The sequence below is a fragment of the Mycobacterium paraintracellulare genome (assembly GCF_000276825.1).
GTDB lineage: Bacteria > Actinomycetota > Actinomycetes > Mycobacteriales > Mycobacteriaceae > Mycobacterium > Mycobacterium intracellulare.
In genome coordinates this window covers 3,721,718-3,734,205 of the sequence record NC_016948.1, presented here as the reverse complement: position 1 = coordinate 3,734,205, position 12,488 = coordinate 3,721,718, and the positions used below count along the sequence as shown (strand labels likewise).

General features: G+C 66.5%; 12 protein-coding genes, 4 tRNA genes and 2 pseudogenes. 7 read left to right on the top strand and 11 right to left on the bottom strand.

Translation table 11 applies throughout. The features are described 5' to 3' along the window. The first annotated feature begins 35 nt into the window (after window positions 1-35). Window positions 36-587 (top strand): AAA family ATPase, encoded by a 552-nt coding sequence (locus OCQ_RS16965; protein ID WP_014385345.1) that lies wholly within the window; start codon window positions 36-38, stop codon window positions 585-587. Between the two features lie 17 nt (window positions 588-604). Here the strand turns inward: OCQ_RS16965 and OCQ_RS16960 are convergent. Beyond that, a pseudogene (locus tag OCQ_RS16960) lies at window positions 605-1,765 on the bottom strand (IS3 family transposase). 73 nt (window positions 1,766-1,838) lie between these two features. Between OCQ_RS16960 and OCQ_RS16945 the strand changes: the two are divergent. After that, window positions 1,839-3,133 (top strand): IS3 family transposase gene (locus OCQ_RS16945; protein ID WP_139826619.1). Its coding sequence is split into 2 segments (ribosomal slippage): window positions 1,839-2,112 and window positions 2,112-3,133, totalling 1,296 coding nucleotides; the frame shifts between segments, so codons are not numbered across the junction. A 257-nt stretch (window positions 3,134-3,390) separates the two neighbouring features. Here the strand turns inward: OCQ_RS16945 and OCQ_RS26175 are convergent. The 7 genes and pseudogenes from OCQ_RS26175 to OCQ_RS16915 all read right to left on the bottom strand — a co-directional run bounded on the left by OCQ_RS26175 (window position 3,391) and on the right by OCQ_RS16915 (window position 5,391). Next, window positions 3,391-3,711 carry a helix-turn-helix domain-containing protein gene (locus tag OCQ_RS26175; RefSeq protein WP_232065615.1) on the bottom strand — a complete coding sequence of 107 codons (321 nt, stop codon included), beginning with the start codon at window positions 3,709-3,711 and terminating at the stop codon, window positions 3,391-3,393. Between the two features lie 9 nt (window positions 3,712-3,720). Next, a pseudogene (locus OCQ_RS16935) lies at window positions 3,721-3,885 on the bottom strand (hypothetical protein); the annotation flags it as partial. Window positions 3,886-3,969: 84 nt separating this feature from the next. Continuing rightward, window positions 3,970-4,167 (bottom strand): helix-turn-helix domain-containing protein, encoded by a 198-nt coding sequence (locus tag OCQ_RS16930; RefSeq protein ID WP_014385341.1) that lies wholly within the window; start codon window positions 4,165-4,167, stop codon window positions 3,970-3,972. 358 nt (window positions 4,168-4,525) lie between these two features. Further along, window positions 4,526-4,807 (bottom strand): hypothetical protein, encoded by a 282-nt coding sequence (locus OCQ_RS26630; protein ID WP_139826591.1) that lies wholly within the window; start codon window positions 4,805-4,807, stop codon window positions 4,526-4,528. Between the two features lie 317 nt (window positions 4,808-5,124). Further along, window positions 5,125-5,199: transfer RNA gene (locus tag OCQ_RS16925), tRNA-Val, on the bottom strand. Window positions 5,200-5,216: 17 nt separating this feature from the next. Next, a tRNA-Cys gene (locus tag OCQ_RS16920) sits at window positions 5,217-5,290 on the bottom strand. A 28-nt stretch (window positions 5,291-5,318) separates the two neighbouring features. Further along, window positions 5,319-5,391 (bottom strand) — tRNA-Gly (locus OCQ_RS16915). A gap of 182 nt (window positions 5,392-5,573) precedes the next feature. Between OCQ_RS16915 and OCQ_RS16910 the strand changes: the two genes are divergently transcribed. The 3 genes from OCQ_RS16910 (at window position 5,574) to OCQ_RS16900 (ending at window position 7,480) form a co-directional block, all read left to right on the top strand. Beyond that, window positions 5,574-5,645: transfer RNA gene (locus tag OCQ_RS16910), tRNA-Val, on the top strand. A gap of 214 nt (window positions 5,646-5,859) precedes the next feature. After that, window positions 5,860-6,306, top strand: coding sequence for an SRPBCC family protein (locus OCQ_RS16905; protein WP_014385339.1), 447 nt, complete (start codon window positions 5,860-5,862; stop codon window positions 6,304-6,306). A gap of 334 nt (window positions 6,307-6,640) precedes the next feature. After that, on the top strand, window positions 6,641-7,480 hold the full coding sequence (locus tag OCQ_RS16900) for an enoyl-CoA hydratase/isomerase family protein (protein WP_009952039.1): 840 nt from the start codon (window positions 6,641-6,643) through the stop codon (window positions 7,478-7,480). Here the strand turns inward: OCQ_RS16900 and OCQ_RS16895 are convergent. The 3 genes from OCQ_RS16895 to OCQ_RS16885 form a co-directional block, all read right to left on the bottom strand. Continuing rightward, window positions 7,475-8,260 (bottom strand): MBL fold metallo-hydrolase, encoded by a 786-nt coding sequence (locus tag OCQ_RS16895; RefSeq protein WP_014385338.1) that lies wholly within the window; start codon window positions 8,258-8,260, stop codon window positions 7,475-7,477. The genes OCQ_RS16900 and OCQ_RS16895 overlap by 6 nt on opposite strands. Window positions 8,261-8,268: 8 nt before the next feature. After that, window positions 8,269-9,816, bottom strand: coding sequence for an AMP-binding protein (locus OCQ_RS16890; protein WP_014385337.1), 1,548 nt, complete (start codon window positions 9,814-9,816; stop codon window positions 8,269-8,271). Window positions 9,817-9,886: 70 nt separating this feature from the next. Next, the gene (locus tag OCQ_RS16885; protein WP_041785105.1) at window positions 9,887-10,471 is read right to left on the bottom strand and encodes a hypothetical protein; all 585 of its coding nucleotides are present in this window, start codon (window positions 10,469-10,471) and stop codon (window positions 9,887-9,889) included. 195 nt (window positions 10,472-10,666) lie between these two features. Between OCQ_RS16885 and OCQ_RS16880 the strand changes: the two genes are divergently transcribed. Beyond that, entirely contained in the window at window positions 10,667-11,458 is a 792-nt protein-coding gene (locus OCQ_RS16880) for an SDR family NAD(P)-dependent oxidoreductase (protein ID WP_014385335.1), read from the top strand. 35 nt (window positions 11,459-11,493) lie between these two features. Continuing rightward, on the top strand, window positions 11,494-12,435 hold the full coding sequence (locus OCQ_RS16875) for a catalase family peroxidase (protein WP_014385334.1): 942 nt from the start codon (window positions 11,494-11,496) through the stop codon (window positions 12,433-12,435). Window positions 12,436-12,488: the final 53 nt, after the last annotated feature.

Genomic DNA, 12,488 nt, shown 5'->3' with positions numbered 1-12,488 from the left:
GAACTGTTGCACGAAGCCTGCGGCGAGGCGATCGCATGACCAACACTGACACCGACGAATCCTGGGAAGCCGCTGATGCCGCGCGCGAAGCGGCCGCCCTGTTCGATGAACGCGCCGTCACCGCGGCATGGCTCGACCAGCAGACCTTTCCACCTCTCGAATGGATCGTCGAAGGAATCCTCCCTGAAGGTATGGGCTTGTTGGCCGCGCCGCCTAAGGCCGGAAAATCCTGGATGGTCGCCAACATCGGATTAGCCTGCGCCGCAGGCGGATCAGCCATCGCTGCGATCCCAGTAAAGCAACGGCCGGTGCTATATCTTGCTCTTGAAGATGGCCACCGCCGGCTACAGAGCCGCTTCCGGACCCTCATGGAAGGCCAAGAACTCCCAGCCGACCTCGAAGTGGTAACCCGCGCATCCTCAACCGAATCACTGGTGATCATCGATGAATTCCTCCGCCGAAACCAACATAAGGCCCCGCTTGTCATCATCGATACCCTTGGAAAGGTCAAGCCGCCCAAGGCCTCCTGGGAGGACTCCTACCAAGCCGATTACCGCATCGGCGGGGACTGCCCCGCATTCAGTTGACTCGCGGGGTGGGATTTTCAGGCCGCGGTTGCGGCTTGTGTGTGGAGCAGTTCGAACTCTATCGGGGTGAGTCTGCCGAGTGCGCGTTGCCGGCGGCGTCGGTGGTAGGTCCGCTCGATCCACGACACGATCGCCAGGCGTAGTTCGGCTCGGGTGGACCAGCGTCGCCGGTCGAGCACGTTGCGTTGCAGAAGGGCGAAGAACGACTCCATGGCAGCGTTGTCACCGCACGCGCCGACACGACCCATCGATCCGTGTAATCCGTTGTGCGACAGTGCATGGACGAACTTTCGTGAGCGAAATTGGCTACCCCTGTCCGAATGAACGATCGTCGCGGCAGGTGAACGCAACGCCACGGCGTGATCGAGGGCGGCCACTGCCAGCGAGGACTTCATCCGCGAGTCCATCGAGTAACCCACGATCCGGTTGGAATAGACGTCTTTGATCGCGCAGAGGTAGAGCTTGCCTTCATCGGTGCGGTGTTCGGTGATGTCGGCCAGCCAGACCTGGTTGGCGGCCTGGGCGCTGAACTGACGCTGCACGAGGTCGTCGTGAACTGGCGGCCCGGATCTGCGGTTCAGTCCTCGCTTCTTGGCGAAGACCGACCAGATGCGCTCCTGGGAACACAACCGTGCGACACGGTTCTCGCTGGCGAAGATACCGCGTCCGGGAAGTTCGTCGGCGATGAATCGGTAGCCGAATGCGGGGTCGTCGGCATGGATGTCGCGGGCGGCGTTGATCAGGTGCGCATCATCCCAATCTCGCTGCGATAGAGGTGCTTTGCGCCATTTGTAGAACGCCTGGGTGGAAAATCCCAGGACCCGGCAGGTCACCGTGACGGGCACGCCGTCATCGGCAAGGTCGAGGACCAGCGGGTACATCATTTTGGGTTGGCATCCCGGGACAAGTAGCCGACCGCGCGACGCATCACTTCAGCCTCCTGCTCGAGGAGCTTGATCCGCTTATGCGCCTCGCGCAGCTGCGCCGACACATCCTCAGAGACCGCCGCAGGCGACAGCCGGTTGGCACCGTCCTCGCGGTCGGCGATCTTAAGCCAGCGATGCAGGCAGGCCTCCGAAATCCCGAAGTCCTTCGCGATCTGGCGCAACGGCGCCTCACCCTTGCCGGGCCACAGCGATGACATCGGCTCGGAACTCGGCGGGAAACGGTCTCGGCACGAGGTTGATCCTTCCAGCAAGGTGAACCGTCCCGCGTTTGATGCGCACCTCTCTTCTTGGGAAGGTGCATGTCGTGGCGAGCAAGTACGACCCGGAGACCCGGGCCAGGGCTGTGCGTTTGGTGCTGGATCATCGTGATGACTATCCAAGCGAGTGGGCGGCGATCACTGCGGTGTCTCAGCGGCTGGGGATGACCGCCGAGACGCTGCGAAGTTGGATCCGTCGGCATCAGGTCGACGAGGGTGAGCGCGACGGTGTGTCCAGTGACGCTGCGGCGCAGATCCGCGCGCTCAAGCGCCGTAACGCCGAGCTGGAGCAGACCATCGAAATCCTCAAAGCGGCAACGAGTTTCTTCGTGCGGGAGAGCGACCCGCGCAACCGCCGCTGACAGCCACGGTCTGCGAGTTCATCGCCGAGAACAGGGACCGTTTCGGGGTCGCTCCGATCTGCCGCGTGCTCTCCGAGCACGGGATGCCGATCGCCCCGAGAACGTTTCACGCCTGGGCTACGCGGGCGCCCTCGAAACGGGCCCTGTGGGATGCCACGATCACGCAGATCCTGGCCGGCTGCTACGAGCCCGACGAGCAGGGCCGCCGCAAACCGGAGTCGCTGTACGGGTCGCTGAAGATGTGGGCCCATCTGCAGCGCGAGGGCATCCCGGTGGCCAAGTCCACGGTGGAACGGCTGATGCGTAAAAACGGCTGGCAGGGCGTGCGACGCTGCAAGAAGGTGCGCACCACGATCCCGGACCCGGCCGCGGTGCGGCCACCGGATCTGGTGGACCGCCAGTTCGCCGTGCCCGCTCCCAACCTGCTGCTCGTGGCTGACTTCACCTACGTGAAGTTGGTGACCGGGATCTTCGTCTATGTCGCGTTTGTCATCGACGCTTATGCCGGAGCCATCTTGGGGTGGGAGGCGTCGGCCTCCAAGCACACCCGCTTCGTCGAATCAGCCATCCGTCAGGCCGCCGCACTACGCCGCCGCCAGGGGCATCCGATCGACGGTGCGATCCACCACAGCGATGCCGGGTCGCAATATACGAGCGTGAGATTCGGTGAGACACTGAGTCTTTCGGGGATCCGACCGTCGGTCGGTAGTGTCGGTGACGCCTACGATAACGCGTTGGCCGAGACCACGATCGGGCTCTACAAAAACGAGTGCGTCCGAGCCGACTCCCCGTTCCGCCGCGGCAAGCTCAACACCGTGGGCGACGTCGAGTACATCACCGCCGACTACGTCGCCTGGTACAACCAGCAGCGCCTCATGCACCGCCTCGGACGCATCCCACCCGCCGAAGCCGAGACCCGCTACTATTCCCAACTCGTGACCGACCAATCGGCCGGCTCACAGAACCCCGAGGGTGCATGAAACTCGGGATGGTTCAGATCGCTGCTCTTAACGAGATCTGCTTCATCAGCTGGCCGTACCGACCAGCGCCCATTTCCGAGATCGCGGCCGCGAAGACCCAAGTGTCCGATCAATCCGCGTGGATCGCCGCCGAATAGGCCGGCTGGCAGTCGCAGCGTGGCTTCACGAAACGGGTTCATGATCGCCAACGCTCCGAGGGCGTGAAGTACTGCGCAGTTCATCCTGACAAAGTTCTCGCGAGGAAATGCAGCAGCGCGTCATTGTGGGTGCCTTAAACGCCGCCGGGATCGTTTTGAGAGCGCATCTGCCACGGTGGCCCGTTCGATGCTTGCAATCGGCGGGGCCGCCTGGGCAACTACGTCGTTGGTGAATCGTTGGATGAGCTCGTGGACGTGGTCTTCGGTCATGCGCCAGGCACGACCTACCCGGTAGCCGCGGATCTGGCCGCGGTTCAACCGGCGAGCAAGCCAGCGTTCGCCGTCGGCCCATTCCGTCGGCAGAACCATCGCCGCGACCTCAGCGAGGCTGTACGTCCTGATGCCGCCGCTTTGTGCTGCGGCCGGATCCGGTTCTTCCACTTAGGCCTTCGCCTCGCGCGACCGCGCCAGCGCCACCGACTCGGCGGCCATCTGCTCAACACGCTCATTGGTGAGACGCACACCGTTGACGTACACAGCCTCCTGCCCCAGGTCGACGTCATCAACCTCGACATCGTCGCCGATCACGTAGTCCCTCGCGTCTGTGATGCCCATGACCGAATGGTATGCGGTCTTTTTCGGATTGACCCGGAAAAGACCGCTGACCAGGCTTTTCATCGGAGCCGATAAAAAGCCTGGTCAGATGCACGACGTGCGCTGCCCGGGTTCATAAGCAGGCAGCCGGTCAACGTACCGCTGCAATTCGTCGGCGGTGAACTTGTACTTTTTCCCGTCGAGCACGGCACCCAGGACGCCGGCGCGCCGTAGTTCGCTGATCCGCTTCGGCGTCGTCGACAGCAGCTCGGCCGCACCCTCAGCGTCGTACAGCAACTTCATTTGTGTTCACCTCGTCGATCTGTTGTTGGGAGGGGTCGGACGCCAAACCCGACCCCTCCCAGATGTTTTGGGAGTTCTCGGGGCTACACCGGCGTGAACATGACCCGTTCTTCTGGCGTCGCAAATCTCCTGTTGCACCGTGGACATCCAACTGAGCCCGAGGCTCGCACGCTCTCCCTCGCCCGTGTGAGCCACCGCCGCTTGTGAAACGTGCAGAGCAGTCTGCGATCACATCCGTGATCGGCGCCTAGCCATCTTGCCGGATTCCGACACGGCCGTGAACTGCGGCGCGTCTGGCAGCACAGCTGCTCATCCCAAGCCGAGATGACCTCGTTGAATGCCGATTGCGCCGTGGCGTTCATAGCGTCACCTCGTCGCGGACGAGTCGAAGAACAGGACGATCACGATCACCAACTGTCGGCAGTCGGCCGGCGAGGACACGCCGGTGTGCCGGTGTCAGCAATGTCGCAAACAACTCGAGCTCCAAGGCCGTCAGATCCATGAGCCCGACCTCTTCGGTCATCGCCGCAATCTCTTCGATGAGTTGTTCCCTGCGGCTTCTCGCGATGCTCGTCGTCTTCGTCGGGACATCTGGGGTTGGTTGGTCAGACCTGACATGTGTTGCGCTTTTTTTGCGCATGGAGGTACGCTCCTCGTGAGTTTGGTTTGAAAGCCCTTGCCAGAGGGCTGGAGTACGAGAAGGCGGTTCCCTGCCAGGGGAGCCGCCTTCAGTCATTCCGGGGTAAGGCCCCCGACATGATGAGACGACAGAAGCGACCGACGGGAGCGTCAGTCGCTTCTGGGGTTGGTGGTGCACGCGGCCGTGGAAGTGGTGGGCGGCTCACTGGGGCTAGCTACCTCTCAGATGGAGTTGCTAGCGTCCCGTGTGACCAGTTCACATGTAGTTCATGTGGCCCGCTCTGCGGCTCAGATTATGCCTCTGAGCATTGCCGAACATGGTGCGCGATACTGGGATTGAACCAGTGACCTCTTCCGTGTCAGGGAAGCGCTCTCCCGCTGAGCTAATCGCGCCGGGGAAACCAAAAGCTTGGAGGTGGAGACGGGAATCGAACCCGTGTGCACGGCTTTGCAGGCCGTTGCCTCACCACTCGGCCACTCCACCGTTGGGGTCCACGCCACTTGCACCTTCGAGCGGATGACGGGATTCGAACCCGCGACCCTCACCTTGGCAAGGTGATGCGCTACCAACTGCGCTACATCCGCGCGCCTCGGACGAGATCGTCGCCCGGTGCGAAGCACGACGATAGTCCACGTGAGCGGGCACATACAAATTTCTTGGTACGAGCCGTGTCTAGGCTATCGCGTCGCGCCCGGCATGCCGATGCGGCCGGTATCGTCGGGGTCTGCACGTGCTAGTCTTCGACGTCGTTCGCCATCTCGGCGCCGGTCCCGTGGCTCAGTGGGAGAGCGTCCGCTTCACACGCGGAAGGTCGCTGGTTCGATCCCAGCCGGGACCACACATCGACCCAGGTCACTGAGCAGTTGGCCCCCTGATCCACCTGCGCTTCCTCGCCTTCTCGCGGGATAGCGTCCTGACCCCAACGATGTTTCCCGGTCCTGATAGCGGCCCGCTTGGTGCGCCGCGTCGGGTTAACCGCTCGGCGAGACGAAGTCGCCGCCAGAAGCCCCGAGGCCACGCTGCCCTTGCCGGAATGCGCCCGCTGGGCCACCATGAACCGCGTGAGTAAGGTAACCCTAACTACCGAGCTGCCGATCCCCGCCGAGACCGCGGCCGCCCTGGCGCGCAAGCCCGAGCTGATGCGCCATGTGCTGAGCCCCGTGCTGCGGATCTACCGCCTCGACGTCCCCGAGCGCATCGAGGTCGGCACCCAGGGATCGGCGCGGTTCTGGTGGTTCGGCGTGATCCCCGCCTGGACCCACCACCTCACCATCAAGCGCCTGGAGCCGACCGAGATCTACACCAACGAGCACGGGGGACCGGTCCGCACGTGGAACCACCGCCTGACGTTTGAACCCATCGACGAGCGCAGCTGCCGCTACACCGACGAGATCGAAACCGACGACGGCCTGAATGGCGTACTGACCCGCGCCTTCGTCCGGCTCATGTTTCGCCACCGGCATCGGCGATGGCGAAAGCTCGCGCACATCCTGCGATAACGCGAGCGGCTTCGCGAAAAGCCGGCATCCATCAACGAATAGCGCTTCCGGTCCGAACGACTACTACCCGCCCGCGCGACGGGTACAGCTGTAGAGGACGACTCACAGCAACAGAGGAAGGGATCATGGGAGACACGGCTCGAGATCCGCTCGAGCATCAACGGTCCAGCCGCCCACGGGTTGGCCAAGCCCTGAAAAATCCCGCCAAAGCCCCGGGTTTGCTTCTGGTGGGCACCGAGAGCCGCGGCCGGCCCTGAAACCGCATTCGGGGTGGCGCCCGGCCCCGCGGATACTGTAAGAGCTACAGTAGCGGCGCCGACCCGAGAGGAGCCCCGTGGCGCAGAACCCTTCGACTCCGCCGAACACCCCCCGCCCTCCCGAGGGAGACTGGCTGGGCACGCCCTATCTGCGCTTCGAGCGCCAGGGACCGATCGCGGTGTGCACCATCGACCGCCCCGACGCGCGCAACGCCCTGAGCCCCGCGATGTACTTCGGAATCCGTTATGCCGTCGGACGTCTCAACGAGGACCCGGACCTGGCCGGGCTGGTGCTCACCGGAACCGGCGATGTCTTCGCGCCCGGCGGCGACATGGGTGGCGGGGGAGGCGAGGACAACTGGATCACGTTCGGCTCGGCACTGGGCATGGACGTGACGCCGTTCGACGCGGTGCGCACCTCGGCCAAGCCCATCGTGTCCGCGGTCAACGGGCTGTGCCAGGGCGGCGGATTCCAGATCGCGCTGTGCAGCGACCTGTCGGTGGTGAGCGATCGGGCGACCTTCCGGGTGCCCGAGTTGTTCCGCGGCTACGCAGACACCTACTACAGCCAGATGCTCACCCGCGTCATCGGTCCGGTGCGCACCCGCGACCTCATGTTCACCGGACGAGTGCTGACCGCGGTCGAAGCCCTCGACTGGGGCTTGGTCAGCCGGGTGGTGCCGCACGAGGGCCTGCTGGACGCGGCGAAAGACCTACTCGCGCAATGCTGTCGGACCGCGCCGCGCGCCCGCGGCGTCATCAAGTCCAGCATCGACAGTTACCTGGGCCTGTATGACCGGATCGGCATGACCTCCAGCCTGTCCGACGCCGAGGCCATCGAGGGCTTCCGCTCGTTCAAGGAACGCCGCTCGCCCGACTGGGTGCATCCGGAACTGCGCGTCGAGGGACGCCTATAACTCGATCCAGTCCCCGTGGGGCGCAACCTTGAGCAGGCTGCTGATGCCGGCCTGATCGAACGCGGCGACGAATTCGTCGACGCCCTCGCTGAAGTGGGCCCAGCCGTCGACGTGGGCCGGGATCACCGCCTTGGCGCCGAGCACCTCGGCGGCGGCCGCCGCGCGCGCCGCGGTCAGCGTCAACGGCCGCCCGCGCTCCTTGGTGGGCACGCTCGCCGCGCCGGCGAACAGCACCGCGATGTCGACCTGCCCGACCCGGTCGGCGACGTCCTTGACCGCGCTCATCGAGGCGTTGTCGCCGCTGAGGTACACCGTCGGCAACCCGGGCCCCGACAGCACAAAGCCGGTCACCTCGCAGTTGATGTGGCCGCCGTCGTCCCGTTGCCCGTCGGCGGGGCCGTGCACGGCCGGAACCGCTTGCGCGGTAAGCGATCCGGTCCCACCGCCAAGCTCATGGGATTCCCAGGGCGCCAACCCGACCGCGGGCGGGCCCAGCCGGCCGGCCGCCCCGGGATGGGTGAGCAGCAGCGGCGCGGCCAGCGCCATGCGCCGGCCGTCGTCGTCGAAGTTGTCGGGATGCTGGTCGTGGCTGACCAACACCGCATCCACCGGGCCCAGGGCTTCGGCGCTCACCGCGGGACCGGTCAGCTTGGTCAGGTAGGCGTGCACCCCGGGCGGGTCGAAGGTCGGGTCCATCACGATCCTGCGGCCCGCGATGTCGATCACCGTCGTCGGGCCGCCCAGCACACTGATCGCGCAGTCACGCCGCCGCGCGTCCACACGGCCGCTCATATTCCGCGGGACCGGTCTCGCCAAAACGGTTCCCGCAGCTGCGTTTTGAGGATCTTCCCGCTCGCGTTGCGGGGGAGCTCCGACACGAAATCCACGGTGCGTGGGCATTTGAAGCCCGCCAGATGCTGTCGACAGAATTCGATGATGCCGGCGGGATCGGCCTCCCCGTCGGGCACCACGATCGCCTTGACCGACTCTCCCCAGAAGTCGTCGGGCACCCCGATCACCGCGGCATCGGCCACGGCGGGATGCTCGATGAGCACGCTTTCCACCTCGGGGCCGTACACGTTCTCACCGCCGGTGATGATCATGTCCTTCAGCCGGTCCTCGATGTAGACGTACTCGTCGGCGTCGAGGCGCCCGACGTCGCCGGTGCGCACCCAGTCGTCGGCGGTGATCGTCTCGGCGGTCGCCTCCGGGCGGTTGAGGTACCCGGTCATGTTCTGGTTGCTGCGCACCCACACCTCACCGGACTGTCCGGGCGGCAACGAGGCGCCCGTTTCGGGGTCGACGATGCGAATCTCGCAGCCCAGCACCGCCTTTCCGGCCGAGAGTTGCAATTCGGGTCGCGCCGAATCGCGGTGGTCGGCGTCGGACAGGGCCGTCACCGCGCCGCACAGCTCGGTCTGCCCGTACACCTGCACGAATTTCGTGTCCGGCCACGTCGCCAGCGCCCGATGCAGCAACGGCAGCGGCATCGGCGCCGCGCCGTAGACGATGTAGCGCAGGCCGGCGATGGCGGCGGTCGCCGCCTCACCCGCCTGCAGGAACCGGGCGATCACCGGCGGCACGAAGAACGCGTGGGTGGCGCCGGCGCGCACCGCGCCGATCAGCGTCGCGGCATCGGGTTCGCGGGTCAGGAAAGTCGGTGCGCCCGAACGGATCCCGAACAGCGCGTAGCCGATCCCGCCCACATGGAACAGCGGCATGGCGACCAGGTTCGCGTCCCCGTCGGCGAACGGGAACGCCGGCGCGAGGTTCGCCGCGTGATTGACCAGCGCGCGCTGGCTGAGCAGCACGCCCTTGGGCCGTCCGGTGGTGCCCGAGCTGTAGATCACCAGCGCGGTCTCGTTCGGGTCGAGCCCCGCGTCGGCCTCGGCCGGTGACGCCGCGGCGAGCAACGATTCGTACTCCTCGCCGACCTCGATGATGCGTTCCAGGCCGGGTACCCGCTCGGCGGCCGCCTCGGCGGCGGCGCGCAGCTCAGCGCCGACCAGCAGCACGCGGGCCCCGCTGTCGGCGAGCACGTGGACGAGCTCGTCGCCGATCACCCGCCAGTTGACGACGGTGGTGACCACGCCGATGGAGGCGCCGGCGATCAGCACCTCGAGGCAGGCGGGATGGTTCTTGTCCAGGAACGCCACGCACTGGCCCCGCTCGATCCCGGCGTCGCGCAGCACCCCCGCGGCGCGACGGATCCGCGAGCTCCAGTCGGCCCACGACCACTGGCGCTCGCCGTAGCGGATCGCGATCGCCTCGGGCCGCTGCAGGGCGTGTCGTTCGACGATCCCGGCGAGCGTCTCCGCCGTGTCGGTTTGTGGCATGAACCCCTCCGCGTTCGATGTGTTCCACTCGGTAATACGGGATCGCTGTGCCGCGCCCGACGGCGGGGCGTCATTCCATGGAGCCGACCATCATTCCGCCGTCGCCCGCGGCTTGGGTGGTCGCGCCGCTGCCTTGGCGGAAGTCGATGAATGCCGAGCGCCCGTTCGACGTGTTCAGCAGCTCGGTGAACGTGCCGATCACCGGAATCGTGCCCTGCGGGTTCACCACGCCGGCCGTGTAGTTGAGGGACGCTTGCTGCTGAAAGTTGGGCCCCTGCAGCGGCGTGACGTCGGGAGCCGTCAATCGATTCACACCGGTCAAGATGGCCGATGCGCCGCTCACGTACTGGTCGATGTCGGCTTGCAGAACCGCCGCGGCGTCGGTGCCGCCGGCGTGTTTGACGGTGATCCGCATCTGCGCGCTGGTGTCGGCGTTGTTCAGCGCCACCCAGTTCGGGCCGCGGTTTCCCAGCGTCCAGCCGGGCGCGGGGGTGACCGAGACGCCCTGCGCGATGGCGATCGCCTCGCCGGAGGCCAGCGCTATCCCGACGCATGCGTGGGGGCCGGCGAGGACGACCACCGCGGCGGCGACCGCTCTCAGCGCCCGCCGGCCGGTTGCACGCGGGGAGGACACCTGCGGCTGAGTCGATGACATCGTTGTTCCTCACTCTCTGGGCGGCGCGGATTCGAGCGCGGTCCTATCGTCCTCCGGCGCCAGGGCCGATGTCCAAGATGAGCTCGCTATGAGTCGATCCAGCGCGGCTATCGCAAATCCGGTATCCGCGAACTGATCCCGGGCCGGTGTGTCACCATGACGGGGCCGCCCGACCCGCCCCGAGGAGGATCCGACATGGTGAACCCCGATCGCGCCCGCTCCCGCACCTTCGTCGTGACCGGCGCCGCCTCCGGAATCGGGCTGGCCACCGCGCGACGGTTATTGGCCGAGGGCGGCACCGTCGTCGGCGCCGACCTGGCGGCACCGCCCGATGATCTGGGCCCGCGGTTCACCTTCGTGCCCGCCGACGTGACCGACGAGGCCGCGATCGCGGCGGTCCTGGACGCGGTGCCGGGCCGCCTCGACGGCCTCTTCCACGCCGCCGGTGTCGCCGGGGGAGGCCCGGTGCACCTGCTCGACCGCGCCGAATGGGACCGCGTGATCGGGATCAACCTCACCGGCACCTTCCTGGTCGCCAAGGCGGCCCTGGCCAGGATGATCGACCAACCCTGCGCCGAGGGTGAGCGGGGCTCGATCGTGACCGTCGCCAGCGTCGAGGGCCTGGAGGGCACCGCCGGCGGCAGCTCCTACAACGCGGCCAAGGGCGGCGTCGTGCTGCTCACCAAGAACATCGCCCTCGACTACGGGCCGAGCGGCATCCGGGCGAACGTCATCTGTCCCGGCTTCATCGAAACACCGATGGCGCACAGCGTGTTCAGCATTCCCGGGATGGAGGGCCCGCTCGCCTCCATCACCAAGGAGCACGCGCTGCAACGGCTGGGACAGCCCGAGGAGATCGCGGCCATGGCCGCCTTCCTGCTGTCGCCCGACGCCTCCTTCGTCAGCGGTCAGGCCCTCGCCGTCGACGGCGGCTACACGGCCGGTCGCGACCACGGGGTCGTCGAACTCTTCGGCTTTCCCAGCTGATACCACTGCGATTCAAATGCCACTAAGATTCGTCCATGAGCGGTGGATTAACCCCTGACCAAGCGATCGAGGCGATCCGGGGCGCCGGCGGCGCTCGGCCGGGCTGCCGCGCGCTGCATGCGAAGGGCACCCTGTACCGGGGCACGTTCACCGCGGCCCGCGACGCGGTAATGCTCTCGCGCGCAAGCCATCTCGACGGCTCGCCGGTCCCGGCGCTGATCCGGTTCTCCAACGGATCGGGCAACCCCAAGCAGCGCGACGGCCGGCCCGGCGTGCGTGGGATGGCGGTGAAGTTCACCCTGCCCGACGGCTCCACCACCGACGTCTCCACGCAGACCGCCCGGCTCTTCGTCTCCAGCACGCCGGACGGCTTCATCGATCTGCTCAAGGCGATGCGGCCCGGCCTGACGACGCCGCTGCGCATGGGCAAGCACCTGCTCACCCACCCGGGGCTACTCGGCAGGTTGCCCATCCTGCGGGAGGCCAACCGGATCCCGGCCAGCTACGCCACCACCGAATACCACGGCCTGCACGCCTTCCGCTGGATCGCCGCCGACAGCAGCGCCAGATTCGTTCGCTACCACCTGGTTCCGATCGCGGCCGAGGAGTACCTGTCGGTGTCGGACGCCCACGGCAAGGATCCGGACTTCCTCACCGACGAGCTGGCGACGCGGCTGGACGGTGGACCGGTGCGGTTCGACTTCCGGGTGCAGATCGCCGGGCCCACCGACTCCACGGTGGACCCGTCGTCGGCCTGGCAGAGCACCCAGATCGTCACCGTCGGCTCCCTGCAGATCACCGGTCTGGACACCGAGCGCGAACACGGCGGCGACATCGTGGTGTTCGACCCGATGCGGGTGACCGACGGCATCGAGCCCTCCGACGATCCGGTCCTGCATTTCCGGACGCTGGCGTATTCGGCGTCGGTCAAGCTGCGCACCGGGGTCGAGCGCGGTGCCGAAGCCCCGCCCGCCTGAGCGGAGTAGTGGTTGCCCTCGGGACGAAATCGGCGGCAGGCTAAGGTTTTTCT

Excerpts from the sequence above, each read along its gene's own strand:
- OCQ_RS16965 (WP_014385345.1), top strand. The coding sequence starts at position 36 with ATGACCAACACTGACACCGACGAATCCTGGGAAGCCGCTGATGCCGCG.
- OCQ_RS16930 (WP_014385341.1), bottom strand. The coding sequence starts at position 4,167 with ATGAAGTTGCTGTACGACGCTGAGGGTGCGGCCGAGCTGCTGTCGACG.
- OCQ_RS16905 (WP_014385339.1), top strand. The coding sequence starts at position 5,860 with ATGAACCGCGTGAGTAAGGTAACCCTAACTACCGAGCTGCCGATCCCC.
- OCQ_RS26630 (WP_139826591.1), bottom strand. The coding sequence starts at position 4,807 with ATGCGCAAAAAAAGCGCAACACATGTCAGGTCTGACCAACCAACCCCA.
- OCQ_RS16885 (WP_041785105.1), bottom strand. The coding sequence starts at position 10,471 with ATGTCATCGACTCAGCCGCAGGTGTCCTCCCCGCGTGCAACCGGCCGG.
- OCQ_RS16880 (WP_014385335.1), top strand. The coding sequence starts at position 10,667 with ATGGTGAACCCCGATCGCGCCCGCTCCCGCACCTTCGTCGTGACCGGC.
- OCQ_RS16890 (WP_014385337.1), bottom strand. The coding sequence starts at position 9,816 with ATGCCACAAACCGACACGGCGGAGACGCTCGCCGGGATCGTCGAACGA.
- OCQ_RS16875 (WP_014385334.1), top strand. The coding sequence starts at position 11,494 with ATGAGCGGTGGATTAACCCCTGACCAAGCGATCGAGGCGATCCGGGGC.